Annotated in this window: 20 protein-coding genes; 12 read left to right on the top strand and 8 right to left on the bottom strand. The window is 74.6% G+C overall.

The genetic code is table 11. The features are described 5' to 3' along the window. From G407_RS0102280 to addA, 4 genes are all read left to right on the top strand, one after another. Positions 1-297, top strand: a 297-nt coding sequence (locus G407_RS0102280) for an integrase core domain-containing protein (RefSeq protein WP_029029504.1), incomplete at its 5' end; no start/stop codon positions are given. A gap of 118 nt (positions 298-415) precedes the next feature. Then, positions 416-886, top strand: coding sequence for an acyl-CoA thioesterase (locus G407_RS25245; protein ID WP_052340842.1), 471 nt, complete (start codon positions 416-418; stop codon positions 884-886). A gap of 55 nt (positions 887-941) precedes the next feature. Continuing rightward, positions 942-4175: a double-strand break repair protein AddB gene (addB, locus tag G407_RS0102270; protein ID WP_029029503.1), complete on the top strand. Its 3234-nt coding sequence runs from the start codon at positions 942-944 to the stop codon at positions 4173-4175. A gap of 17 nt (positions 4176-4192) precedes the next feature. Beyond that, positions 4193-7717, top strand: coding sequence for a double-strand break repair helicase AddA (gene addA / locus G407_RS0102265; RefSeq protein ID WP_029029502.1), 3525 nt, complete (start codon positions 4193-4195; stop codon positions 7715-7717). Between the two features lie 12 nt (positions 7718-7729). Here addA and G407_RS30110 read toward each other — a convergent pair whose 3' ends face one another. Next, entirely contained in the window at positions 7730-8404 is a 675-nt protein-coding gene (locus tag G407_RS30110; protein ID WP_052340841.1) for a hypothetical protein, read from the bottom strand. An 84-nt stretch (positions 8405-8488) separates the two neighbouring features. Continuing rightward, entirely contained in the window at positions 8489-9055 is a 567-nt protein-coding gene (gene lspA / locus G407_RS25235; protein WP_084327196.1) for a signal peptidase II, read from the bottom strand. 196 nt (positions 9056-9251) lie between these two features. On the opposite strand from lspA, the gene G407_RS25230 reads away from it, so the two are divergent. Then, positions 9252-11246: an OmpA family protein gene (locus tag G407_RS25230; RefSeq protein ID WP_052340840.1), complete on the top strand. Its 1995-nt coding sequence runs from the start codon at positions 9252-9254 to the stop codon at positions 11244-11246. Positions 11247-11253: 7 nt separating this feature from the next. On the opposite strand, the gene G407_RS25225 is transcribed toward G407_RS25230, so the two are convergent. Beyond that, positions 11254-12051 (bottom strand): cytochrome c oxidase assembly protein, encoded by a 798-nt coding sequence (locus tag G407_RS25225; RefSeq protein ID WP_043538637.1) that lies wholly within the window; start codon positions 12049-12051, stop codon positions 11254-11256. A 126-nt stretch (positions 12052-12177) separates the two neighbouring features. Between G407_RS25225 and G407_RS0102240 the strand changes: the two genes are divergently transcribed. Both G407_RS0102240 and G407_RS0102235 read left to right on the top strand, forming a co-directional pair. After that, positions 12178-12525 carry a hypothetical protein gene (locus G407_RS0102240; protein ID WP_029029501.1) on the top strand — a complete coding sequence of 116 codons (348 nt, stop codon included), beginning with the start codon at positions 12178-12180 and terminating at the stop codon, positions 12523-12525. 118 nt (positions 12526-12643) lie between these two features. After that, positions 12644-13486, top strand: a complete 843-nt coding sequence (locus G407_RS0102235; RefSeq protein WP_029029500.1) for an isocitrate lyase/PEP mutase family protein — start codon at positions 12644-12646, stop codon at positions 13484-13486. On the opposite strand, the gene ftsH is transcribed toward G407_RS0102235, so the two are convergent. The 3 genes from ftsH to G407_RS0102220 form a co-directional block, all read right to left on the bottom strand. Continuing rightward, positions 13470-15341, bottom strand: a complete 1872-nt coding sequence (gene ftsH / locus G407_RS25220; RefSeq protein WP_052340839.1) for an ATP-dependent zinc metalloprotease FtsH — start codon at positions 15339-15341, stop codon at positions 13470-13472. The genes G407_RS0102235 and ftsH overlap by 17 nt on opposite strands. Before the next feature lie 129 nt (positions 15342-15470). Continuing rightward, the gene (locus G407_RS0102225; protein WP_029029499.1) at positions 15471-15755 is read right to left on the bottom strand and encodes a hypothetical protein; all 285 of its coding nucleotides are present in this window, start codon (positions 15753-15755) and stop codon (positions 15471-15473) included. Between the two features lie 95 nt (positions 15756-15850). Then, the gene (locus G407_RS0102220) at positions 15851-16924 is read right to left on the bottom strand and encodes a LacI family DNA-binding transcriptional regulator (RefSeq protein ID WP_084327194.1); all 1074 of its coding nucleotides are present in this window, start codon (positions 16922-16924) and stop codon (positions 15851-15853) included. A gap of 233 nt (positions 16925-17157) precedes the next feature. Between G407_RS0102220 and G407_RS0102215 the strand changes: the two genes are divergently transcribed. The 5 genes from G407_RS0102215 to G407_RS0102195 all read left to right on the top strand — a co-directional run bounded on the left by G407_RS0102215 (position 17158) and on the right by G407_RS0102195 (position 23210). Then, on the top strand, positions 17158-18666 hold the full coding sequence (locus tag G407_RS0102215; protein WP_029029497.1) for a sugar ABC transporter ATP-binding protein: 1509 nt from the start codon (positions 17158-17160) through the stop codon (positions 18664-18666). 5 nt (positions 18667-18671) lie between these two features. Beyond that, complete coding sequence (locus tag G407_RS0102210; protein WP_084327192.1) at positions 18672-19712, top strand: ABC transporter permease; 1041 nt, start codon at positions 18672-18674, stop codon at positions 19710-19712. Positions 19713-19790: 78 nt separating this feature from the next. Next, positions 19791-20744 (top strand): substrate-binding domain-containing protein, encoded by a 954-nt coding sequence (locus tag G407_RS0102205; protein ID WP_029029495.1) that lies wholly within the window; start codon positions 19791-19793, stop codon positions 20742-20744. A gap of 206 nt (positions 20745-20950) precedes the next feature. Further along, positions 20951-22012 (top strand): sugar phosphate isomerase/epimerase family protein, encoded by a 1062-nt coding sequence (locus G407_RS0102200; RefSeq protein WP_029029494.1) that lies wholly within the window; start codon positions 20951-20953, stop codon positions 22010-22012. Position 22013: 1 nt separating this feature from the next. Next, complete coding sequence (locus G407_RS0102195; RefSeq protein WP_029029493.1) at positions 22014-23210, top strand: Gfo/Idh/MocA family protein; 1197 nt, start codon at positions 22014-22016, stop codon at positions 23208-23210. A 181-nt stretch (positions 23211-23391) separates the two neighbouring features. Here the strand turns inward: G407_RS0102195 and G407_RS0102190 are convergent, their stop codons facing one another. Together G407_RS0102190 and G407_RS0102185 are read right to left on the bottom strand one after the other, a co-directional pair. Further along, a complete protein-coding gene (locus G407_RS0102190; protein ID WP_043538636.1) occupies positions 23392-24171 on the bottom strand; it encodes a glycerophosphodiester phosphodiesterase family protein in 780 nt (259 codons plus the stop codon). Beyond that, positions 24168-24647 (bottom strand): RidA family protein, encoded by a 480-nt coding sequence (locus G407_RS0102185; RefSeq protein WP_029029491.1) that lies wholly within the window; start codon positions 24645-24647, stop codon positions 24168-24170. The genes G407_RS0102190 and G407_RS0102185 overlap by 4 nt, the downstream gene beginning before the upstream one ends. Positions 24648-24712 lie beyond the last annotated feature (65 nt).

The following is a 24712-nucleotide window of genomic DNA, read 5'->3' as shown; positions in this document are numbered from 1 at the left end:
TTCCCGGTGAAGGCGATCCAGGTCGACGGCGGCTCCGAGTTCAAGGCGGAGTTCGAGAAGGCTTGCGCCGACAAGAAGCTCGCCCTCTACGAGCTCCCGCCCAAGAGCCCGAAGCTCAACGGCGCCGTCGAGCGCTGCAACGCCGCCTGGCGCTACGAATTCTACGCCGTCTACGACCTTCCCACCGGCGTCGACGCCCTCAACCCACACATCGACGCCTTCCAGAATCTCTACAACCACCACAGACCTCACGGAGCCCTTGCCGGGAGACCACCCGCCGCGTACCTCTCGGCCTGAGCTGACGGGAGCCCCGCCGCGTCTCATATGTGCTGACCCCGGACAGCGGCTTGACAGCCCGCAGGCGCGTGCGGACGATCTCGCGCGGTCGCAGCGTGGGTGGAGAAGGCCGGGCACCATGGACGCGTTTCGCCTCGACGACTTCCCCATGCGCACGCACGACACGATCCGCTACGCCGACACGGACCGACAGGGCCACGTCAACAACGCGGTCTTCGCCACCTTCCTGGAGACCGGCCGTGTCGCGCTCCTCTACGATGCGGACGCCGCGCCGGCGGGCGCGACGGGCGAGTTCGTCATCGCCCGCCTCGACCTCGCCTTCCGCGCCGAGCTGCGCTGGCCCGGCCGGGTCGAGATCGGGACGGGCGTGGCGTCGCTCGGGCGCAGCTCGGTGGCGCTGACCCAGGCCTTGTTCCAGGACGGGCGCTGCGCGGCGAGCGCTCGGACCACGATCGTCCTGATCGACACGGCGACGCGGCGGGCGACGCCGCTCGCGCCGGCGGCGCGGGACTGGCTCGGACGCTGGCGGGTCTCGGCGGCGTCGGACGGTGCGGAGGGAGCCGAAGACAGCCGGCCGGAGCAATCTTGACGCGCCGGATCGTTCTGGTTACGTTCGCCCTCGTCCGGGCAGGGGAGAGGGCGACGTGACGCGGGTCTACAGCATCCCCCTCGGGGCGCCCTTCCTGGAGACGCTCGCGGACGCGCTCGTCGACGGCCGGCTCGTGCCCGGCTTCCCGGAGGCGAGCGGGCCGGACGCGCTGGCGCGGGCGACGATCTACCTGCCGACGCGGCGGGCCGCGCGCGCGCTCGGCGCGCTGATCGCGGAGAAGGCGGGCGCGCGCTTCGGCGCCCCGGCGCTGATCCTGCCGCGAATCGTGCCGCTCGGCGCCGCCGACGATGCCGAGCTCGCGCTGGCGGCGGGGGCGCTGGAGACGTCGGCGCTCGAGACCTGCGCGGATGCGCGGGCGCTCGCCCCGCCCGTCGCGCCGCTCGAGCGGCGGCTCCTGCTCGCGCGGCTGATCCAGCACTGGTCGCGGCGCCTGGACCCGCGCCTCGCCCGGCTCGACGGCGACACGCCCTTCCTCGTGCCCTCCTCGCCGGCGGACGCGGTCTCGCTCGCCGGCGAGCTCGAGGCGCTGATGGACGACGTCGCCTGGGAGGGGGTCGCCTTCGAGGCGCTCGGGGCGGCGGTCGACGGAGACTTCTCGCGCTATTTCGAGCTCACTCTCGACTTCGTCCGCATCGCCTTCGAGGCCTGGCCCGCGATCCTCGCCGAGCGCGGGGCGAGCGACCCGGCGCGGCGCACGGCGGCGCTGATCGACGCGGAGGCCGCGCGCATCGCGGCGGACCCGCCGCCGGGCCCGGTGATCGCGGCGGGCTCCACCGGCTCGATCCCGGCGACCGCACGCCTGCTCGCCGCGATCGCGGCGCTGCCGCGCGGCGCCGTCGTGCTGCCGGGGCTCGACCGCGATCTCGACGCGCAGGCCTGGCGGGCGGTCTGCGGCGATCGCGAGCAGGGGCTCGCGCCGGCCCACGGCCACCCCCAGGCGGTGATGGCGCGGCTGATCGCGCGGGTGCTGCGGATCGCGCGCGAGGACGTCGTGCCGCTCGGCGAGCCCGGCGCCGCGGGCCGGGCCCGCGAGGCGATGCTCGCCCAGGCGATGCGCCCGGCGGAGACGACGGAGGCCTGGGCGGCGCTCGACGGCGACACGCGCGCCCGCCTCGCGGCGGAGGCGACGGACGGGCTGGCCCTCGTCGAGGCGAAGGACGAGCGCGAGGAGGCGCTCTGCGTCGCCGTCGCCCTGCGCGAGACGCTGGAGACGCCGGGGCGGACGGCGGCGCTGATCACGCCGGACCGGGGGCTCGCCGCACGGGTGTGCGCCGAGCTCGGCCGCTGGGGCGTCGTCGTCGACGATTCGGCCGGCACGAGCCTCGCGGAGGCGCAGGCCGGGCGGCTCGCGCGGCTCGCCGCCGAGGCCGCCGCCGAGCGCTTCGCGCCGCTCGCGACGCTGGCGCTCCTGCACCATCCGGCGGTGCGGCTCGGCTTCTCCGCGGCGGACCTCGCGCGGGCGCGCACCGCGCTCGAGATCGGCGTGCTGCGCGGCCCCGAGCCGGCTGCCGGCATCCGCGGCCTGGTCGCCGCGCTGCATCTGCGCCGGGCCGAGACCGCCGCGCGGCCCGGCCGTGCGCCGCGCCCCCGCGCGCGCCTCGACGAGAGCGACTGGGCGTGCGCGCTCGCGCTGCTCGAGCGGCTCGCCGCCGCCTTCGAGGGATTCGGGCCGGACGCGGTCCCCCGCGAGGGGGCGCTCCCCGCCCTCGCCGCCGCCCACCGCGCCGCCTGCGACGCCCTCGTCGCCGGGCCGCCGGAGGACGGCGGCGCCGCGGCGCGGGAGGAGCCCGCCGCCGGCGCCGAGGACGATCCGGCCCCGTTCACGGACGGGTCGGACGAGACGCTGGCGGAGCTCTTCGACGATCTCGCCATGGTCGATGCGGACACGGCGCTGCGCGGCGCCTTCCTCGACTACCCGGGCTTCTTCGCCAATCTCGCCCGCGACCGCCGCGCCCCCGGGCGGGCGGACCGGGCGCATCCGCGGCTGAAGGTGCTGGGCCTGCTCGAGGCGCGCCTGATCCGGGCCGACCGCGTCGTCCTCGCGGGCCTCGACGAGGGCGTCTGGCCGCCGCGGGCGCGCACCGACGCCTTCCTCAACCGCCCCATGCGCGAGGAGATCGGCCTCGCCCCGCCCGAGCGCCGGCTCGGGCAGACGGCGCACGACTTCGTCCAGGCGCTCGGTGCGCCGGAGGTCGTCGTCACGCGCGCCGCCAAGCGCGACGGCGCGCCCACCGTGCCCTCGCGCTTCCTCCAGCGCGTGAAGGCCTTCGTCGGCGACGACGCCTGGGAGGCGATGCGCGGGCGCGGGCGGCGGCTCGCGGCGCTGGCCGCGCGGCTCGACGCTGCGGAACCCGCCCCGCCGCTGCGCCGTCCCGCCCCGCGGCCGGACCCCGCGCTGTTCCCCCGCCGGCTCTCCGTCACCGAGGTCGAGACCCTCGTGCGCGACCCCTACGCGATCTTCGCGCGCCGGGTGCTCGGCCTCGACGCGCTCGACACGATCGCGGTGGCGCCGGGCGCGGCCGAGCGCGGCAGCCTGATCCACGAGACCTTCGCGCGCTTCGTCGAGGCCCATCCCGACGCGCTGCCCGCGCGCGACGTCGCGGCCCAGCGGCTGCGCCAGATCGGGCTCGACCTGTTCGCGCCCATCGGCGACGCCTATCCCGAGGTCCAGGCCGAGTGGTGGCCGCGCTTCGAGCGGGTGATCGACGGCTATCTCGACTGGGAGGTCGCGCGGCGCGCGCTGCTCGCCGGCATCGCCGTCGAGCGCAAGGGCGAGCTTTCGCTCACGGTCGGCACCGAGCGCTTCACGCTGTCGGCCCGCGCCGACCGGATCGAGACGCGCGCCGACGGCGGGGCGACGCTCGTCGACTACAAGACCGGCACCCCGCCGACCCCGAAGATGGTCTTCGCCGGCTTCTCGCCGCAGCTCACGCTCGAGGCGGCGATGCTGCGCGAAGGCGCCTTCGAGGGCGTGCCCCCGCCGCGCGGCGAGACCGAGCTCCTCTACGTCCACGCCTCGGGCGGCAAGGACCCGTTCAGGCCCTGCCCGATCGTGCCGCCGAAGGACGAGGAGCGCTCGGTCGCGGACCTCGTCGGCGAGCACCTCGCCCGCCTGAAGGGTCTCGTCGCGCGCTTCGTCGCGGGCGAGTACGGCTACGTCTCGCGCCCCTACGCGCAGTACGCCCTGCGCTTCTCGCCCTACGACCATCTGGCGCGGGTGAAGGAATGGTCGGCCGCCGGCGCCGGCGACGCGGAGGACGACACGTGAGCCGGCACCAGACTCCCATGCGCGTCCCCCCGCAGGTCACCGAGCGCCAGCGCCGCGCCGCCGACCCGACGCTGTCGGCCTGGGTCTCGGCCAATGCCGGGGCCGGCAAGACGAAGGTGCTCACCGACCGGGTGATGCGCCTCATGCTCGCCGGCACGCCACCGGGGCGGATCCTGTGCCTGACCTTCACCAAGGCGGCAGCGGCGAACATGTCGATCCGCATCTTCGACACGCTCTCCGCCTGGGTCGCGCTCGACGACGCGGCGCTCGCCGCGCGGCTCGAGGCGCTCGACGGCGCCCGGCCGTCGCCCGCGCGGCTCGTTGCCGCGCGCCGGCTGTTCGCGCGTGCGGTCGAGACGCCCGGCGGGCTCAAGATCGAGACGATCCACGCCTTCTGCGAGCGGCTCCTGCACATCGCGCCCTTCGAGGCCAACGTGCCGGCGAGCTTCGTCGTGCTCGACGACGCGCAGGCCGACGAGCTGATGCGCGCGGCCAAGGCCGGCATCCTCGCCGCGATTCATCGCGACGAAGGCGGGCTCGCGGAGGCCTTCGCGGCGATCGACGCCCACGCCTCGGGCGATCGGCTCGACACGCTCCTGCGCGAGGCGCTCGCCTGCAAGGACGCGCTCGCCGACGCGCCTGCCCGCGCGGCGGCGCTCGTGCGGATCGCCGACGTGCTGGGCCTCGAGCCCGGCGAGGACGAGGCGGCGATCGAGGCCGCCATGCTCGCGGGCGCGATCCCCGCGGGCGAGCGCGCCGCCCTGGCGCAGGCCTTCCGCGCGACGGGCAGCGCCAACGACGCCAAGCAGGCCGCCTGCCTCGAGCGCATGGCGGAGGCCGCGGACGACGCCGCGCGGCTCGAGGCGTATCTCGGCCTCTTCCTGCGCAAGGACGGCGGCCCGCGGGCCGATTCGACCCTGGCCACCAAGGCCATGGGAACGGGCGCGAAGGAGCGGCTCGCAGCGGAACGGGACCGGCTCGTCTCCCTCGGCGAGCGCCGCCGCGCCGCCGCCGCCCTCGCGCGCACCCGCGCGCTGTACGCCCTCGCCGGCGCGATCCTGGAGCGGGTCGAGGCGGAGAAGCGCCGGCTCGGCGCGCTCGACTTCGACGACCTCGTGCGCCGCACCCTCGCGCTGCTGCGCCGGGGGGAGGCGGCATGGCTGCTCTACAAGCTCGACCGCGGCATCGACCACGTCCTCGTCGACGAGGCGCAGGACACCAATCCCGAGCAGTGGGAGGTCCTGCGCCACATCACCGCCGAGTTCCACGCGGGCGAGGGCGCCGCCGGCCCGGGAGGAGGCGACGGCGCGGCGGGCGGGCGCCCGCGCACGATCTTCGCGGTCGGCGACCCGAAGCAGTCGATCTACTCGTTCCAGGGCGCCGATCCGCGGCGCTTCGAGGAGAGCCGCCGGCATTGGCGCGGCCTCGCGCAGGCGGGCGGATACCCGTTCGAGGAGGTGCCGCTGACGGTCTCCTTCCGCTCGGCGCCGACCGTGCTCTCCGCCGTCGACCGGGTCTTCGCCCTGCCCGAGCATTATCGCGGCCTCGATCCGTCGGACGAGGCCCGGGGCACCGTGCACGAGAGCGTGCGGCCGGACGCGCCGGGCCTCGTCGAGCTGTGGCCGGTCGAGCGGCCGAACCCGCGCGCCGAGCCCGATGCCTGGACGCATCCCGTCGACACGCCCGACGAGACCGCCCCGGCGATCGTCGCCGCGCGGCGCGTCGCCCGCGCGATCCGCACCTGGACGACGAGCGGCGACCATTGCGGGCGCGTGCGCCGCGCCGGCGACGTGCTCGTGCTGGTGCGCAAGCGCAACGCCGCCTTCCACGCCGTGATCAAGGCGCTCAAGGACGCGGGCCTTCCCGTCGCGGGCGCCGACCGCCTCTCGCTCACGCGCCACATCGCGGTCGAGGACCTGATCGCGGCGGGCCGCGCGGCGCTCCTGCCCCAGGACGACCTGACGCTGGCCACCGCGCTGAAGTCGCCGCTCGTGGGGCTCGACGACGACGATCTGGTGCGCCTCGCCGCCCGACGTCCCCTCGCGACGAGCCTCGCCGACGCGGTCGAGGCGCATGCGCGGGAGGGCGACCCGGCGGCGGCGCGCGCCGGCGAGGCGCTCGGCGCCTGGCGCGACCTCGCGGCGGCGCACGGGCCCTTCGGCTTCTACGCCGCGCTGCTCGGACCGCGTGGCGGCCGCCGCGCCCTCGTCGCGCGCCTCGGCTCGGAGGCGGGGGATGCGATCGACGCCTTCCTCTCGCTCGCCCGCGAGGCGGAGGCGCCCGAGGCACCCTCGCTGGCGCGCTTCCTCGCCGGGTTCGAGGGCGCCGAGCGCGAGATCAAGCGCGACCTCGAGAGCGGCGCCGACGAGGTTCGGGTGATGACCGTGCACGGCGCCAAGGGCCTCGAGGCGCCCGCCGTCGTCGTGCTCGACGATGCCGGCGCGCAGGCCGGGCGGCTCTCGCCGCTCGTGGCGCTCGCCGTCTCGCGCGACGAGACGCTGCCGGTCTGGTCGCCGGGCAAGGATCTCGATTGCGACGCGCTCGGCGAGGCGCGCGAGGCGGCGCGGCTGCGCGCGGCGGAGGAGGCGAACCGGCTGCTCTACGTCGCGCTCACCCGCGCCGAGAGCCACCTCGTCGTCGCCCCCTACATCAACCGCACGGACCGGGACGCGCCGGAGACCGCCTGGTCCACGATGGCGAACGTGGCGCTCGCCGGCACGCCGGGGCCGGTGGAGACCGACCTGCCCTACGTCTCCGGCGCGCTCGTCTGGCGCGAGAACCACGCCCCGCCCGCCGCCCCGGCGCGCGCGCACGGCCCCGCCGGCGATTCGTCCGACGTGCGCTCGGACGAACGCGACGCGCGAGCGCAGGACGATCCGCCCCCCGCCTGGCTCTTCGCCCCCGCCGCGGACGAGCGCGAGGCGGCGCCGCCGCTGCGGCCCTCCAACGCGCTCTCGGCGGCGGACCGGCGCCCGCGAGCGGCGGACAAGCCCTTCGTGGCGGCGGCGCGGCTGCGCGGGACCCTGATCCATGCGCTGATCGAGCGCCTGCCGGCGCTGGCCGAGCCGCAGCGGGAGGCGGCGGCGCGCGCCTTCGTCGCGGCCCGCGCGCCCGGCCTCGCGCCCGAGGCGCGCGCCCGCATCGTCGCCGACGCCTGCGCCGTCATCGCCGATCCCGCGCTCGCGGCGCTCTTCGCGCCCGAGGCGCTGGCAGAGGCGCCGATCGCCGGGCGCGTCGTCCTGCCGAACGGCGAGGAGATCGCGGTCGCCGGCCAGCTCGACCGGCTGGCCGTGGGCGCGGACGCGGTCGCGTTCGCGGACTTCAAGACGACCGCGCGCCCGCCGGCGGCGGACGCGCCGGTCCCGCGCGGGACGCTCGTGCAGATGGGGCTCTACGCGGCGCTGCTGGCGCGCGCCTTCCCGGGCCGGCGCGTCGAGGCGCGGCTGGTCTGGACGGCGGGGCCCCTGGTGCGGACGCTCGGGCGCGCGGAGCTCGCGGCGGGCCTCGACGCGGCCGTGGCGCAGCGGCCGCGATCGTCGTGACCCGGATGCGGCTCAGCGCGAGTTCTGCTCGCGGACGAAGTCGGTCGCCGACTGCGGCTCCGGCCGCGGGCCGGAGAAGGTCTGGACGCGCTCGGGGAAGGGCGCGTTCGGGTCCGGCGCGAGGTAGGCCTGCGGCGGGTCCGTGAGGAAGCGGCGCTGCAGGCGCGTCTCCGGCGCGGCGGCGCGGCGCTGCTCGTCGAGCTCGCGCAGCGTCTGCGGCGGGATCCAGGCCGGGTTGGCGTTGGCGCCGCCGAGCCCGCGCTCCGCGGGCGCCCATTCCGGCCGCGACGGCCCGCCGAGCCCGGCCCCGGGCACGCGCCCGGCCCGCAGCTCCTCGGCGGTCATGCGCCGGCCGATCCCCTCGAACGCGCCGGGGCGCTCCGGCGCCGGCGTGTTCGCCTCGATGGCGCGGGCACGGGCGGCGGCGACGTCGGGATCCGTCGGCCATTGCGGGTTCGCGGCGGCGGCGTCGCCCTGCGCCGGCGGCGGCAGCGCGCCGAGGTTCGGCGGCACGACCAGCGGCGCGCGCTCGCGATAGAGGATGTCGGGCTGCTCGGGGTCGGTGAGGCCGATGGCGCCGAAGACGTTGCGGAAGAAGCTCCCCTCCTGCGCCTGCGCGGCGGGCGCTGCGAGGAGCCCGAGGGCCGCGCCCGCGAAGGCGGCGCGCACGATTGCGGAACGCTTCATCTCGTCTCCATCCCCGAGAGCGTCGTGCCCTCGACATCGCGTGTCGTCGACCGGCCGGCATGCGCCGCGACCGGCCCGCCTGCCTCACCCGCCATCGCGGCTTTCGTATGGCGGCTGCCCCCGCCGCGCCGGCCCTCGACGCGCCCTGCGCGGCTCGAGGACGAAGGAGTCATAGAGGAGACCGACCACGCCCGCAACGATCGCCGCGTCGGCCACGTTGAACACGTACCAGGAGAACGTGCCCCAATGCAGGTGCACGAAGTCGAACACCGCGCCGTAGGCGACCCGGTCGACGAGGTTGCCGAGCGCCCCGCCCACGACGAGGGCGAGGGAGACCGCGAGGGCGCGCGCGCCGGTGCGCAGCATCCAGATCCCGAGCCCGACCGCAGCGACGAGGGAGCCCGCGACCAGCAGCCAGCGGCCGAGCTCGGTCTCCTGCTGGAGCAGGCCGTAGGAGATGCCGCGGTTCCACACGACGATCAGCTCCGCGAAGGGCGCGATCTCGAGCGGTGCGTGGACCCGCAGGTCGTAGACGAACAGGAAGAACAGCTTCGTCGCCTGGTCGGCGAGGAAGATCGCGAGCACCAGCGTCAGGGCGAGACGGCGATGCGTCGGCGGCCTCGGGGCGGCCGTAGCGGCGGGAGCGGGCATCGAGGAGGGTCGTTCTCGGTTCAGGGCGGGTTCAGGCGCGCGGGTCCATCGGATGCGCGACGCACCCCTCGTAGCATTCCCCGCAACGCGGCGGAACAGCCGGACGGGAACCCCGCGACGGTCGGACGCGTCACCGCTGCGACGCAGTGCCGAGATCGGCCGCACCAGAGTTCAGAAGACGGATCGGATGACAGCCATGCCCCGCCTCCTCGCGCTCCTCGCCTCGACCGCGCTCCCGCTCGCGCTGGCGACGAGCCCGCACGCCGCCGAGCGCCCCTCGGCGCCGCCGATGCTCCTCCTCGCCCAGGCGAGCGAGCCGACCGACGGCACGCCGCTGCTACGCCGTCTCCCCGACGGTACGGTCGTCGAGGAGGAGGCCCCCGCAGACGCCGCGCCCGCGGTGGAGGAGGCCGCACCGCCGCAGGAGCCGGCTGCGGCCGAGGAGCCCGCACCCGCCGAGGAGCCTGCGCCCGCCGAAGAGCCGGCCCCCGTCGAGGAGCCGGCATCGGCCGAGGAGCCCGCGCCGGCCGAGGAGCCCGCGCCCGTCGAGGAGCCGGCACCGGCGGAGGAGCCGGCACCGGCCGAGGAGCCCGCACCCGTCGAGGAGCCGGCACCGGCGGAGGAGCCCGCGCCCGTCGAGGAGCCCGCACCGGCAGAGGAGCCCGCGCCCGTCGAGGAGCCCGCACCGGCGGAGGAGCCCGCGCCCGTCGAGGAGCCCGCACCGGCGGACGAGTCCGCCCCCGTCGAGGAATCCGCACCGGCGGACGAGCCCGCACCCGTCGAGGAGCCCGCAACCGCCGAGGAGCCCGAGGCGCGGTCGCTCTCGGTGGAGGAGCCCGTCGTGGAGGAGCCCGTCGCGGAGGAGCCTGTCGCGGACGAGCCCACCGCCGACGCTCCCGCCGCGCAGTCGCTCCCGGCCGAAGAACCCGCAGCGACGGAGCCCGCGGCCACGGAGCCCACAGCCACGGAACCCACAGCCACGGAACCCACAGCCACGGAGCCCACCACCACGGAGCCCGTCGCGGACGAGCCGGCCGCCGCAACCGCACCCGCACCGTCGGCGGCCCCCGCCCCGACCGCCCCGGCCCCCGCCACCGCACCTCCGGCGGCCGCGGCCGGCCCGGCCCCCGTCCTGCCGGCGGAGCCGACCGCCCCGAGCGCCGAGGGCCTCGGCGCCCTGTTCGGCATCCTCGAGCAGGGGGCGCGCGGGCTCGCGGACGTGCGGCGCCAGCGCGAGGAGCGCGTCATCGACGGGCGCACCGTCATCGTCGAGCCGGGGGCGCGCACGATCGTGCGCGAGGGCGATCGCGTCATCATCCTCAACGACGAGCGCGAGCGGCTCGGGCGCTACTACGACGACGTGCGCGTGATCGAGCGCGGCGAGCGGCGCATCCTCATCGCCGATCGCCCCGGCGGCTGGCAGGTGATCACCGAGACCGACCGCTACGGGAACCTCCTGCGCCGCATCCGCCGCGCGCCGGACGGCACCGAGACGGTCCTCATCGACAACCGGCCCGATCGCTTCGTCGACGACGAGCTGTGGCTGCGCGACGATCGCCGTCGTTCCGAGCGCCGGCGCGCGGACGGCCGCTTCGCCGAGGGCTCCTATCTCCAGGACGACTGGTCGCTCGCGCTCCCGCCGCCGCGGATCTCGATCCCGCAGGACGAGTACGTCGTCACGCTCGAGGAGGTGGATGCCGGGCTCGCCGGGCCGCCTCCGGAGGTGATCACCGCCTTCAGCGCGCCGCCGGTCGCCCCGCCGCCGCGGACCTACAGCCTCGACGAGGTGCGCTACAACGCGAACCTGCGCGACTACATGCGCCGGGTCGATCTCGACGTGGTCACCTTCGAGACCGGCGCCTGGCGCCTGTCGCAGGGCCAGGTCGCGGCGCTCGCCCCCGTGGCGCGAGCGATGCGGCAGGTGCTGGCCGAGGACATGAACGAGATCTTCCTCGTCGAGGGCCACACCGACGCCGTCGGGCAGGAGATCGACAACCTGTCGCTCTCCGACCGCCGCGCCGAGAGCGTCGCCTTCGTCCTCTCGGAGGCCTACGGCATCCCGCCCGAGAACCTGGTGACGCAGGGCTACGGCGAGGAATTCCTCAAGGTGCCCACGGAGACGGCGGAAGAGCGCAACCGCCGCGTCGCGATCCGGCGGATCACGCCGCTGATCGAGCAGGCGGCGCGCTGACGGCGCCTCACCCGGCTGCGCCGCGCGTTTCCACGCGGCGCAGCATCAGGGCGAAGGCGAGGAGCGCGTTGGCCAGCAGCAGCACCATCCCGGGCATCCACATGGCGAGCCCGCCGAGCTGCTGGTCCTCCAGCGGCGTGAATCCGTAGGGCGCCGTCGTCGCGAGGTGCGCGGCGAACCACGGCGCCTCGGCGAAGGTGAGCGCGACGCCGAGCAGCGTCATCTGCAGCCCCGTGAGAGCGGCGGCGAGCAGCGCCGCACCCGACAGCCGGGCCGGCGCGCGGATGATCGCCGCCCACAGGGCGAGCGCGGCGCCGAACAGCGAGAGGTGCATCGCCCAGTAGATCGCGTCGCTGGTCAGCGTCGCGTCGTAGGGCGGGCCGAGATGCCAGGTCCACAGGGCGAGCGCGAAGGCAACGGGCGCGAGCGCCAGCGCCCCGCCGGACGTCCCGCCGCCACGGGCGTCCCGCCGCGAACGCGGCGCGAGGCCGGCGAGCGCCAGCCCGCCGCGGCCCCAGACCATCAGCGGCGCGGCGACGAGCGTCGCGAGCACGTGCTGGCCCACGCGCGCGGAGAACAGCGCGACGCCGAGCTGGCACAGCGGCGAGACGAAGGCGAGGGCGAGCGTGGCGAGCCCCGCGGTGAAGGCGGCGCGCTCCGCGCGGCTCGCGCCACCCGGCCCGGCGGCGCGGGCGTAGCCGATCGCGGCCGCGGCGAAAGCCACGAGCAGGACGGGATCGAGGTTCCAGCCCGCCTCGCCGGGGAGCGGCGCGGGGCCGCAATAGGGAACATAGGTCTCGCTCATCGGGTGCGCCTCCTCGTCGCGCGGGCGCGACGCCCTGCGCCGGGAACGTGCCCGCGCGCGCACGGTTTCCCAGTGCGCGCCGCCGACGCGGCCGCCCGCCACCTCCCCGACCGTCGGAGACAGCCCATGACAGCGCGCCCCGCAACCGCGCGCCCGATCACCGCGCTGCGTGTCACCGCGCGATCCGCTCGCGGCGCCGCCCTCGTCCTGGCGATTCCCGCCCTCCTCGCCGCCTGCGCCTCCGCGCCGACCTTCGGCGAACGCCTGCTCGCGAGCGGCGAGGAGACCGCGGCGCTGGGGCAGCGCGCCGTCGAGGGCGAGCGTGCGGTGGAGCGCGGCGAGGCGCTCGTCGCGCGCGGGCGCGCCCGCATCCGCGAGGGCGAGCGACTCGTGTCCGAGGGTCGCGACCTGATCGACGAGGGAACGCGCGCCCAGGCCGAAGTGCGCCGCGCGGTGCAGGGTCGCGACATCTGAGCCGCGACGTCCGTACCGCGACATCCGAGCGCCGGCGCATCCGGCGCCTCTTCCCACCCCGCTCGCCACCTGCGATCCTCTCCCCGGCGCGACCACGCCCGAGAGAGGATCCCCAGAGATGCCCCACGACCCCGGCCCCGCCTTCCGCGCCCTGCATCGCCCGGGCGACCCGTTCGTGCTCGCCAACGCCTGGGACCTCGGCTCCGCGCGGATGCTCGCGGCGCTCGGCGCGCAGGCGCTCGGCACGTCGTCGGCGGCCTACGCCTTCACCCTCGGGCGGCCGGACATGGGCCACGTCAGCCGCGACGAGATGCTCGCGCATGCCGAGGCGCTGGTCGCGGCGACGCCGCTGCCGGTCTCGGCCGATCTCGAGAACGGCTACGGCGACGCGCCGGAGGCGGTGGCCGAGACCGTGCGCCTCGCCTGCGAGGCGGGGCTCGCCGGGCTGTCGATCGAGGACGTGATGCCGCCCGCCGGCGCCGCCTACCCGTTCGATCTCGCGGTGGAGCGCATCCGTGCGGCCGTCGCGGCGGCGCGGGCCTGCCCGCGCGATCTGGTGCTGCTGGCGCGCGCCGACGGCGTAATGACGGGGGCCTACGACCTGGACGAGGGCATCCGCCGCCTGCAGGCCTTCGCCGAGGCGGGGGCGGACGGGCTCTACCTGCCGGCGCCGGCCTCGATGGCGGAGGTGGCGCGCATCTGCGCGAGCGTCGACCGGCCGGTCAACGCGCTCGCGGCAGGCGGATTCACCGCGCATAGCCGCGCGGACTTCGCCGCCGCAGGCGTGGCGCGGATCTCGCTCGGGTCCGCGCTGGCCCGCGCGACGCACCGGCTGATCAAGGACGCGGCGGAGGCGATGCTCGGCCCGGCGGGCGACTTCGGGCCGCTGTCGCGGAGCGTCGGCGGCAAGGAGATCGATGCGCTCCTCGCCGCAGGCACCCGCGTCAGCTCGGCTTCGTGATCGAGGGCAGGCTGCGGCGAGGGGCGCCCGCCTCCTCGCGCACGGGCTGCTTGCCCTCGAGCAGGTCGCGGATCTCCTGGCCGGTCAGCGTCTCGTACTCGATCAGCGCGCGGGCCATGGCCTCGAGCTGGTCGCGCTTCTCGGTGAGGATGCGTCGCGCCTCCGAGAGGCCCGTCTCGACGAAGCGGCGCACCTCGGTGTCGATCTTGCGCGCGGTGGCCTCCGAGACGTGCTGCTGGCGGCCGACCTGCATGCCGAGGAAGACCTCGTCCTGGTTCTCGCCGTACGACACCGTGCCGAGCTCCTCGGAGAAGCCCCAGCGCGTCACCATCATCTTGGCGAGCCGGGTCGCCTGGTCGATGTCGGACTGCGCGCCGGACGTCACCTTGTCGCGGCCGAAGATCATCTCCTCGGCGACGCGCCCGCCCATCATGATGGCGAGGCGCGAGGTCATCTGCTCGAAGGACATCGATAGCTTGTCGTGCTCGGGCAGCTGCATGACCATGCCGAGCGCGCGCCCGCGCGGGATGATGGTGGCCTTGTGCACCGGGTCGGTGGCGGGGACGTTCAGCGCCACCACCGCGTGGCCGGCCTCGTGATAGGCGGTGAGCTTCTTCTCGTCCTCGGTCATGACGAGGGTGCGCCGCTCGGCGCCCATCATCACCTTGTCCTTGGCGTCCTCGAATTCCTGCATCGTGACGATGCGCTTGCCGCGCCGCGCGGCGAGCAGCGCCGCCTCGTTGACGAGGTTCATCAGGTCCGCGCCCGAGAAGCCGGGCGTGCCGCGCGCCACGGTCTTGATATCGACGTCCGGCGCGAGCGGCACCTTGCGGCAATGGACGCCGAGGATCTTCTCGCGACCGAGCACGTCGGGCGCCGGCACCACGATCTGCCGGTCGAAGCGACCCGGCCGCAGCAGCGCGGGATCGAGCACGTCCGGCCGGTTGGTGGCGGCGATGATGATCACGCCCTCGTTGGCCTCGAAGCCGTCCATCTCGACGAGGAGCTGGTTCAAGGTCTGCTCGCGCTCGTCGTTGCCGCCGCCGAGGCCCGCGCCGCGATGGCGGCCGACCGCGTCGATCTCGTCGATGAAGATGATGCAGGGCGAGTTCTTCTTGGCCTGCTCGAACATGTCGCGCACGCGGCTCGCGCCGACGCCGACGAACATCTCGACGAAGTCCGAGCCCGAGATCGTGAAGAACGGCACGTTGGCCTCGCCCGCCACGGCGCGGGCGGTGAGCGTCTTGCCGGTGCCGGGCGAGCCGACGAGCAGCACGCCGCGCGGGATGCGCCCGCCCAGCCGCTGGAACTTCTGCGGGTCCTTGAGGAACTCGACGATCTCCTGGAGGTCCTCCTTGGCCTCGTCGATGCCGGCGACGTCGTCGAAGGTGACCTTGCCGTGCGCCTCGGTGAGGAGCTTGGCCTTCGACTTGCCCACCGACGTGAGCCCCCCCGCCCCGCCGGCGCCACCCCCGCGCATGCGGCGCAAGAGGAAGAAGAACAGGAAGACGAGGAGCAGGATCGGCAGGAGCGCGCCGATGAGCGAGCCCGCGCCTTCGCTCGGCGGCGGCTCGGCGACGATCTCGACGCCGTTCTCGCGCAGCGTCCCGACGATGTCGGCACCCTCCGGCACGAAGGAGTCGAGCTGGCGGCCCGACAGCGTCACCGCCTCGACCTCCTGCCCGCGGATGCGCACCGACGTCACCTCCCCGGTCTCCACGGCGGAGATGAACTCCGAATAGGAAACCTCCGCCGCGTGGGACCGCGTCGGCGCGAGCGCGATGGCGGCCGCGACGAGCGTGGCGGCGAGGAGGGCGGCGACGACGCGTCCGCCGGGGATCTTCGTTCTGTTCATGCTGCTTCGTATCCGGGCCCGCCGCCCGGGGGAAGGCGGCATCCAACTCGTTCCTCGTCCTGCTCGCACGTGGTGCCGCGCCGCCGGAGCGTCAAGGCGCGCGCCCCGCGACCAAGACGCACCCGCGCGTCACCGCGGTCCGCGCGTCGATCCGTGCCTGCGCCGCCGCTGGGCATACCAGATCACGACGACGGCGAGCACCACGATGACGACGATCCACCACCACGAGTCCAAGCCGTCGGTCGTCGGGCCCGGCTCCGCGATGCCCGGGTCGTCGGGCGTCACGGTCTGGGCGAGGGCGACGGCGGCGCCCGTCATGATCGTGACGAAGGCGACGAGCGCCTGCAACATCCGGGTCTGCACGGAGCGCGCGGCGTTCTCGCCGGCGATCGAGCGGCTTTCGGCGTCTCGCATCGGACATTCCTCCCGTTCCGCGGCGCCGCTTCATCGACGCCGTGCCTGCCCAACGCGCCGGACGGCGATTTCGATGCACCGCGATCGTGCGCGGGCTAGCGGCGCGCCGGCCCCGTGGAGGCCCGCACCACCAGCTCGGTGGCGAGCGGGCCTTCGGCCGATGCCTCGCGCCCGGCGAGCCGCGCCAGCATCGCCTCGGCGGCGACGCGGCCGAGATCGCGGCGGGGCTGGCGCACCGTGGTGAGCGCGGGCCGGTACATGGCGGCGAACTCGATGTCGTCGAAGCCCGCGACGGAGACGTCGTCCGGCACCGCGAGGCCCGCCTCCTGGAGCGCGCCGACGAGGCCGATCGCCATCGTGTCGTTGGAGGCGAAGACGGCGGTGGGGCGCTCTGGCGCGCTTCCGGGGCCGGGAAGCAGCCGCGACGCCGCCGCGACGCCCGCCTCGAGCGTGTAGTCGCCGGGCCAGACGAGGGCGGGGTCGGGGGCGAGCCCCGCATCGCGCAGGCCGTCCTCGTAGCCCGCCGCGCGCTCGATCTCGAGCACGTTGCCCTCCGGCCCCGCGAGATGGGCGATGCGCCGGTGACCGAGGCCGACGAGATGCGCGACGACGCGCCTGGCGGCGGCGCGGTTGTCGATGGCGATCTGCGGGATCGCCGCGCCCGGAATGGTCTCGCACAGCGCGATCGTCGGCATGTCCTCGGCCTCCGGCCCGAGGCGGCGCCCGTTGAGCAGGATCACCCCGTCGACCTGGCGCCGCGCGAAGGCGGCGAGCGCGCCCGCGCGCGGCGAGGCCGGGCCGAGGTCGGCGATGATCATGCCGTAGCCCGCCGCGGCGAGGGTCTCCTCGATGCCGCGCAGGATGCGCGAGAAGAACACGTTCTCGAGGTCCGGCAGCACCACGAGGACCATGCGCGTCTTCTGCGAACGCAGCGTGCGCGCGGCGGGGTTCGGCACCCAGCCGAGCCGCGCCACCGCCTCCTCCACCCGCGCGCGCGTCCCCGGAGCGACCCGCTCGGGGTGGGCGAGCACGCGCGAGACGGTGGCGGTGGAGACCTCGGCGAGGCGGGCGACGTCGGTGATGCGCGCCGGCGCGACCGGAGCCGCGTCCGACGCCGCCCCCGCGCCCGCCAGCGTCCTCGCCCGCACCGTCGTGCCGCGCTCGTCCATCTCGCCCGACCCTCCGGATCCTTTTGCGCCCCGTGAGCGTTTGACAGAGGCGCGAACCCGGTGCAAGATCGATGTAATCGATTACACGACCTCGTCGACGAGGCGTTTCCGGGAGGAAGCAGCATGCCGAACCGCGCACGAGCCACCTGAACTCCCCCTCTTCGCGATCGCCGCGGCCCGCGGGCGCACGCAGCCCGTGCCGCCGCTCCGTCGTCACGGACCGGGGAGTAGACATGGCGCCCGTCCTCAGCGCACGCGACATCTCGAAGTCCTTCGGCCCCGTCGAGGTGCTGGGCGGCATCGACCTCGACCTCGAGCCCGGCCGCGTCCACGCAGTCATCGGCGAGAACGGGGCCGGCAAGTCGACGCTCATGCGCATCCTGTCGGGGCACCTGCCGGCGACGCGCGGGCGGCTGCTCCTCGACGGCGAGGAGGTGCGCTTCTCCGATCCCGTCGCGGCCGAGCGGGCGGGGATCGTCCTCGTCCACCAGGAGATCCTGCTCGCGCCCGATCTCACGGTGGCGCAGAACCTCTTCCTCGGCCGCGAGCCGCGCCGCGGCCTCTTCGCCGACGACGCCGCCATGGAGCGCCGCGCCGCCGCCGCGCTGGCCGAGCTCGGCGCCGACATCGCGCCGGACGCGCCGGTGCGCCGGCTCTCGATCGCCGAGCGCCAGCTGGCGCAGATCGCCCGGGCGCTGGTCGAGCCCTACCGGGTCGTGATCTTGGACGAGCCGACGGCGGTGCTCACCCCGATCGAGTCCGAGGCGCTGTTCGCCGCCATCGACCGCCTGCGCGGCACCGGCGTCGCCATCCTCTACATCTCCCACCGCCTCCCGGAGGTGAAGCGGATCGCCGACACGATCACCGTGCTGCGCGACGGGCGTCACGTGGCGACGAGGCCGGCGGCCGAGCTCGAGCCGCTCGACATGGCCCGGCTGATGGTGGGGCGCGAGCTCAGCCGGCTCTTCCCCGAGAAAGCCTTCGCCGCGCCGGACGCGCCGGTGCTGCTCGAGGCCGAGCGGGTGAGCGTGCCGGGCTTCGCCGAGGACGTCTCGTTCACCGTGCGCGCCGGCGAGATCCTCGGCTTCGGCGGGCTGATCGGCGCCGGGCGCTCGGAGGTGTTCGAGGGCGTGATGGGCCTGCGCAAGCGCTCCGGAACGGTGCGCATCGACGGGCGCCCGCTCCACGCGAGCGGCGCCGGCGAGGCGCTCGACGCCGGGCTCGCCTATCTCTCCGAGGATCGCAAGGGCAAGGGCCTGCTGCTGAACCAGAGCCTGGCCGCGAACCTCACCCTCGCCGCGCTCGCGCGCTTCACGAGAGGCGCCTTCATCGACGCGCAGGCGGAGCGCCGAGCCCTCGATCACGCCTTCGAGGAGTTCGACATCCGCGCCGGCTCCCGCGAGCTGCTCGCGGGCGAGCTGTCGGGCGGCAACCAGCAGAAGCTGCTCATCGCCAAGATGATGCTGCTCGAGCCGCGCATCGTGGTCTTCGACGAGCCGACGCGGGGCATCGACATCGGCACCAAGCAGCAGATCTACGCCTTCGTCGCCGCGCTCGCGGCGCAGGGCAAGGCGGTCGTGGTGATCTCCTCCGAGATGCCCGAGCTGATCGGGCTCGCGCACCGGGTGATCGTCATGCGCCACGGCCGGATCGCCGGGGAGGTCGCCGGCGCGCGTCTCACCGAGCAGGACATCGTCACGCTCGCCACGGGCGTCGGGGAGGGGGCGGCCGCGGCCGCGTGATTGGCATGCACGAGACGAGATCGCACGAGACCACGTCGATCGAGCCCGGAACGAAGGGCGAGACGCCGGCACGCCGGCCGGCGCGGCGCCGGCGCATCGACATGCGGGCGCTCTCGCCCTTCATCGCGCTCGCTGTGCTCCTGGTGCTCGGCGCCTTCACGAGCCCCGTCTTCCTCAGCGTCGAGAACCTCACGAACGTGGCGACCCGCGCCTCCTTCATCGCCATCATCGCGGTGGGCGCGACCTTCGTCATCGCCGCCGGCGGGCTCGACCTGTCGGTCGGCTCGATGGCGGCGCTGACCGCGGGCGTGATGATCCTCGCCATGAACGCGGTCGGCGGGGCCGACGTCTCGACCATCGCGATCGGCATGGCGGTGGCGCTCGGCGTGGCGCTCGCCTGCGGGCTGTTCAACGGGCTCGTCGTCACCTTCGGGCGCATCGAGCCCTTCATCGTCACGCTCGGCGGCATGGGCATCTACCGCGCGCTCGTGGTCTTCCTCGCCGCCGGCGGCACGATCACGATGACGGACTGGGACCTGCGCGAGACCTACCGCCCGATCTACTTCGGCGACGTGCTCGGCGTGCCGATCCCGGTGATCGTCTTCCTCGTCGTCGCCGCGGTCGCGGCCGTCGTGCTCTACAAGACGCCCTTCGGCCGGCACGTCGTCGCCATCGGCTCGAACGAGGACGTGGCGCGCTTCTCCGGCGTGCCGATCCGGCGGGTGCGCACGCTCACCTACGTGATCCAGGGCCTGTGCGTCGGGATCGCCATCCTCGTCTACGTCCCGCGGCTCGGCTCCGCCACGCCCACGACCGGTCTCCTGTGGGAATTGCAGGCGATCACGGCGGTCGTCATCGGCGGCACCGCGCTCAAGGGCGGCACGCCTTTCGTGTGGGGGACCGTCGTCGGCGCGCTCATCCTGGAGCTCGTCGCCAACATCATGGTGCTCTCGGACTTCGTCTCCGAATACCTCGTCGGGGCGGTCCAGGGCGCGATCATCATCATCGCCATGCTGGTGCAGCGCTCGCTCCAGCGCGGCCGGTGACGCGTCCGGCCGGCGCGGAGCCCGCCGGCCGAACCGTACGACCCGAGGCTCGCAACGAAGAACGGGAGAACGCTCAAGATGAGGAAGCTCGCGATCACGGCTCTCGCCGCGACCGGCGTCGCCTTCGGCGGCGCGGCGCTGGCGCAGGACCAGAACTACACGATCGGCGTCTCGATCCCCGCCGCGACCCACGGCTGGACCGGCGGCGTCGTCTTCCACGCCGAGGAGGCGGCGCAGATGCTCGAGGAGGCCTATCCGGGCCTCGACGTCATCGTCCAGACCTCGCCGGACGCGCCGTCCCAGGCGAGCGCCATCGAGGACCTCGCTGCGCAGGGCCTCGACGCCCTGGTCATCCTGCCCTTCAACTCGGACGAGCTGACGGGCCCGGTCGGCGCGCTCGCCGGACGCGATCCCGACCTGTTCGTCACCGTGGTCGATCGCGGGCTCGCCGACCCGTCGATCCAGGACCTCTACGTCGCGGGCGACAACCCCGGCTTCGGCCGCGTCGCGGGCGAGTACTTCGCGCAGAACCTGGACGACGGTGCGCAGGTCGTGGTGCTGCGCGGCATCCCCACCGTCATCGACGACGAGCGGAACGAGGCCTTCCGCGCCGCGCTCGACGGCTCGGGCGTCGAGATCGTCGACAGCCAGTACGCCAACTGGAACCGCGACGACGCCTTCCGGGTGATGCAGGACTTCCTGTCGAAGCACGACCGCATCGATGCCGTCTGGGCCTCGGACGACGACATGGCGCTCGGCGTCATCGAGGCGATCCGCCAGGCGGAGCGCGAGGACATCCGGTTCGTCGTCGGCGGCGCCGGCATGAAGCAGATGGTCCAGCGCGTCATGGACGGCGACCCGATGATCCCGGTCGACGTCTCCTACCCGCCGGCGATGATCGCCACCGCGATGGCCGTGACCGCCGGCTCGTTCTACTCGCAGGCCCCCGTGCGCGGCACCTACGTGCTCGACGCGGAGCTGATCACGCAGGAGAACGCGGACCGGTTCTTCTTCGAGGATTCGCCGTTCTGAGGGTAAGCTGAGCCGTGGGGCGTCGGGGGAGCGGGAGGTCGCGCAGGGTCGGCCGTCCGCTCTTCCCCGACCTCCCACACCCCCGCCCCTCTCCCGCGTGGAGAGGGGCGGGGGTGTGGGGCGTGCAGAACAAGGCGCGTGGTGGATGCCTGCGCATACCGACGACGACGCGTCATGGCGGAGAAAGAACGACAGGGAGGACGACCATGAAGACCATGAAGGGACCCGGCCTGTTCCTCGCCCAGTTCGCGGGCGACGAGGCGCCGTTCGACTCGCTCGACGCGATCTGCCGCTGGGCGGCGTCGCTCGGCTACAAGGGCGTGCAGATCCCCACCTTCGACGCCCGCCTGTTCGATCTGGAGAAGGCGGCGACGTCGGAGGCCTATGTCGACGAGGTCGAGGGCATCGTCGCCGCGCACGGGCTTTCGATCACCGAGCTCTCGACGCACATGCAGGGCCAGCTCGTCGCCGTGCACCCGGCCTACACCGACGCCTTCGACGGCTTCGCGCCCCCCGAGGTGCGCGGCAATCCCGCTGCGCGCACCGAGTGGGCGGTTCGCCAGATGAGGCTCGCGGCGGAAGCCTCGCGACGCTTCGGGCTCTCGGCGTCGGTGAGCTTCTCCGGCGCGCTCGCCTGGCCCTACGTCTATCCCTGGCCGCAGCGTCCCGCCGGCCTGATCGAGACCGCCTTCGAGGAGCTGGCCAGGCGCTGGCGCCCGATCCTCGACGCCTACGAGGACGCGGGCTGCGACGTCGCTTTCGAGCTCCACCCGGGCGAGGACCTGCACGACGGCACGAGCTTCGAGCGCTTCGTCGAGGCGGTGGGCGGCCATGCCCGCGCCTGCATCAACTACGACCCGAGCCACTTCCTGCTGCAGGGGCTCGACTACGTCGCCTTCATCGACATCTACCACGAGCGCATCAAGGCCTTCCACGCCAAGGACGCCGAGCTGAACCCGACCGGGCGCCAGGGGGTCTACGGCGGCTATGCCGGCTGGGTCGAGCGCGCGGGCCGCTTCCGCTCGCTGGGGGACGGGCAGATCGACTTCGGGCAGATCTTCTCCAAGCTCGCCCAGTACGACTACGACAGCTGGGCCGTGCTCGAGTGGGAATGCGCCCTGAAGCACCCCGAGGACGGCGCCCGCGAGGGGGCGCAGTTCATCGAGGCCCACATCATCCGGGTCACCGAGAAGGCCTTCGACGACTTCGCCGGCGGCGGCACGGACCAGGCCGCCAACCGCCGCATGCTCGGGCTCGGGGAGGCGTGACATGACGATCGAAGCTTCCGGCCAGGACGGCTCCTCCGGCACCCGCTCCCGCCGGCTGCGGCTGGGCATGGTGGGCGGCGGGCGCGGCGCCTTCATCGGCGCGGTGCACCGCATCGCCGCGCGCCTCGACGACCGCTGGACGCTCGTGGCCGGCGCGCTTTCCTCCTCGCCCGAGAAGGCGCGCGCCTCCGGCGCCGACCTGCTGCTCGACCCGGAGCGCGTCTACGACGGCGCGGCGGCGATGGCCGCCGGGGAGGCCGCGCGGGACGACCGGATCGACGCGGTGGCGATCGTCACCCCCAACTTCGCGCATCACGAGCCGGCCAAGGCCTTCCTCGAGGCCGGCTTCCACGTGATCTGCGACAAGCCGCTGACCACCTCCCTCGACCAGGCGCGGGAGCTCGCCGACCTGGCGAGGACCAAGGGAGTCGTCTTCGCGGTGACGCACAACTATACCGGCTACCCGCTGGTGCGCGAGGCGCGCGCGCTGGTTCGATCCGGGGCGATCGGGGCGGTGCGGGTCGTGCAGGTGGAATACGCGCAGGACTGGCTCGCCACCCGCATCGAGGAGGAGGGCCAGAAGCAGGCCGCCTGGCGCACGGACCCGGCGAAGTCCGGTCCCGCGGGCTCGGTGGGCGACATCGGCTCGCACGCCTTCAACCTCGCCGAGTTCGTCGCGGGCGTGAAGGTGGAGCGGCTCTGCGCCGACCTCACCGCCTTCGCGCCGGGCCGGCGCCTCGACGACAACGCCCACATGCTGCTGCGCTTCGAAGGCGGCGCGCGCGGCGCGCTGTGGTGCTCGCAGGTGGCGGTCGGCGAGGAGAACGCGCTGACGCTGCGCATCTACGGCGAGACCGGCTCGCTCTCCTGGGCGCAGGAGAACCCCAACGTCCTCGTCCACACGCCCATCGGCGAGCCGCCGCGGCTCATCCGCCGCAACGGCGCGGGCGCGGGCGCGGTCTCCCAGCGCGTCAGCCGGACTCCGTCGGGCCACCCGGAGGGCTACCTGGAAGGCTTCGCCAACCTCTATTCCGACATCGCCGACCAGATCGAGGCCCGCCTCGCGGGCACGAGCGCGCCGCCGGAGGCCCTCGACGTCCCCACCGTCGACGACGGCGTGCGCGGCGTCGCCTTCATCGAGGCCGCCGTCCGCTCGGCGAAGGCGGACGCGCGCTGGGAGGCGATCCAGGCGGGCTGACTCGACGCAGGCGTTCTCCTTCCCCGTAAGGGGAAGGCGTCGCCGGCGAAGCCGGTGACGGATGGGGCGCGGCGCGGAAGCGACGCGTTCCGCGCCGCGGAAGCCGGCGTGCCCGTGGGCGCCGTCGCAAGTAGGCCACCTCCAGGACGCCGCCCCACACTCCCGGCCCCGCGTCCGTCCCTCAGGGCCGGAAGCCCTCGAACACGATCTGGTCGGCGTGCTCGCGGGCGAGCGCCCGGGCCGCCTCGTCGCGCACGGTCCAGGCGGTGACCGGGATGCCGAGGCGGCGCAGCAGGAAGGGCGGGCCGTCGACGAGATCGGCCACCTGCCAGGACAGGAAGTGCGGGCGCGTCGCGTCGAAGTGGAGCAGGTTGCCGAGCGCGTGCTTGCGCTCGGGCGACAGGAAGGCCCAGTCCGGATGCGTCCAGCGCGTCTCGGCGACGATGCCGCGGGGAACGTGCGGGGCCGTGCGGCGCACCTCGGCCACCACGTCCGGGTCGAAGCTCTCGACCACGTAGGGTCCGTCGTAGCGCGACAGCACGTCCAGCGTGCGATGCGTCAGCCGCATGTCGGCATCGAAGCGGCTCTTGATCTCGACCACGAGCCCGACGCGTCCTGCGACGACGGTGAGGAAGTCGGCGAGCGTGGGCGGCCCCTCGCCGTCCGCCGCGCCGGAAAGCGGCATCGCCGTGAGCGCCGACGCGGTCGTCTCGTGCACGCTCCCCTCGCGGCCGACGAGGCGGGCGAGGTCGTGGTCGTGGAAGACCATCGCCTCGCCGTCGGCCGAGAGCTGCACGTCGAGCTCGATGGCGTAGCCGCCGGCCACGGCCGCGCGGGCGGCGGCGCGCGAGTTCTCGATCACGCCCGCGGCGCGGTCGTGCAGGCCGCGATGGGCGATGGGGCGCGCGACGAGCCAGCCCGGCGCGGCCTCCACGGGGGCGGAGGCGCGGGCGGGGCTCATGCGTGCGACCGGACCTCGAACATGCCCTCCACCTCGACGGCCGCGTCCAGCGGCAGCTCGGCGACGCCGATCGTGGAGCGGGCGTGGCGACCGGCCTCGCCCATGGCCTCGACCATCATGTCGGAGGCGCCGTTCATCACCTGGGCGATGGCGGCGAAGTCGGGTCTCGCGTTGATGAAGCCCCCCAGGCGGACGCAGCGCACGACCTCGTCGAGATCGCCCACCGCCGCCTTGAGCTGGGCCAGCAGGTTGAGCGCGCACAGCCGCGCGGCCGCCTGCCCCGCCTCGAGCGAGACCTCGCCGCCGAGCTTGCCCAGGTGCTCGGGCGCGATCTTGCCGTCGGGACCGACGCAGATCTGCCCGGAGACGACGACGAGGTTCCCGGTACGGACGGCGGGAACGTAGTTGGCGACCGGCGCCGCCGCCTGCGGCAGCGACAGCCCCTTCTCGGCGAGGCGGTCCTCGATCCGGCTCATGCGGCTCTCCTCGGCTCTCGCGCGCGGCCTCGCGCGCTCATGTCGGTCCCGATGTGTCACGATCG

It is taken from the genome of Salinarimonas rosea DSM 21201 (assembly GCF_000429045.1).
Taxonomy (GTDB): domain Bacteria; phylum Pseudomonadota; class Alphaproteobacteria; order Rhizobiales; family Beijerinckiaceae; genus Salinarimonas; species Salinarimonas rosea.
This window is presented reverse-complemented; position numbering and strand designations above follow the sequence as displayed.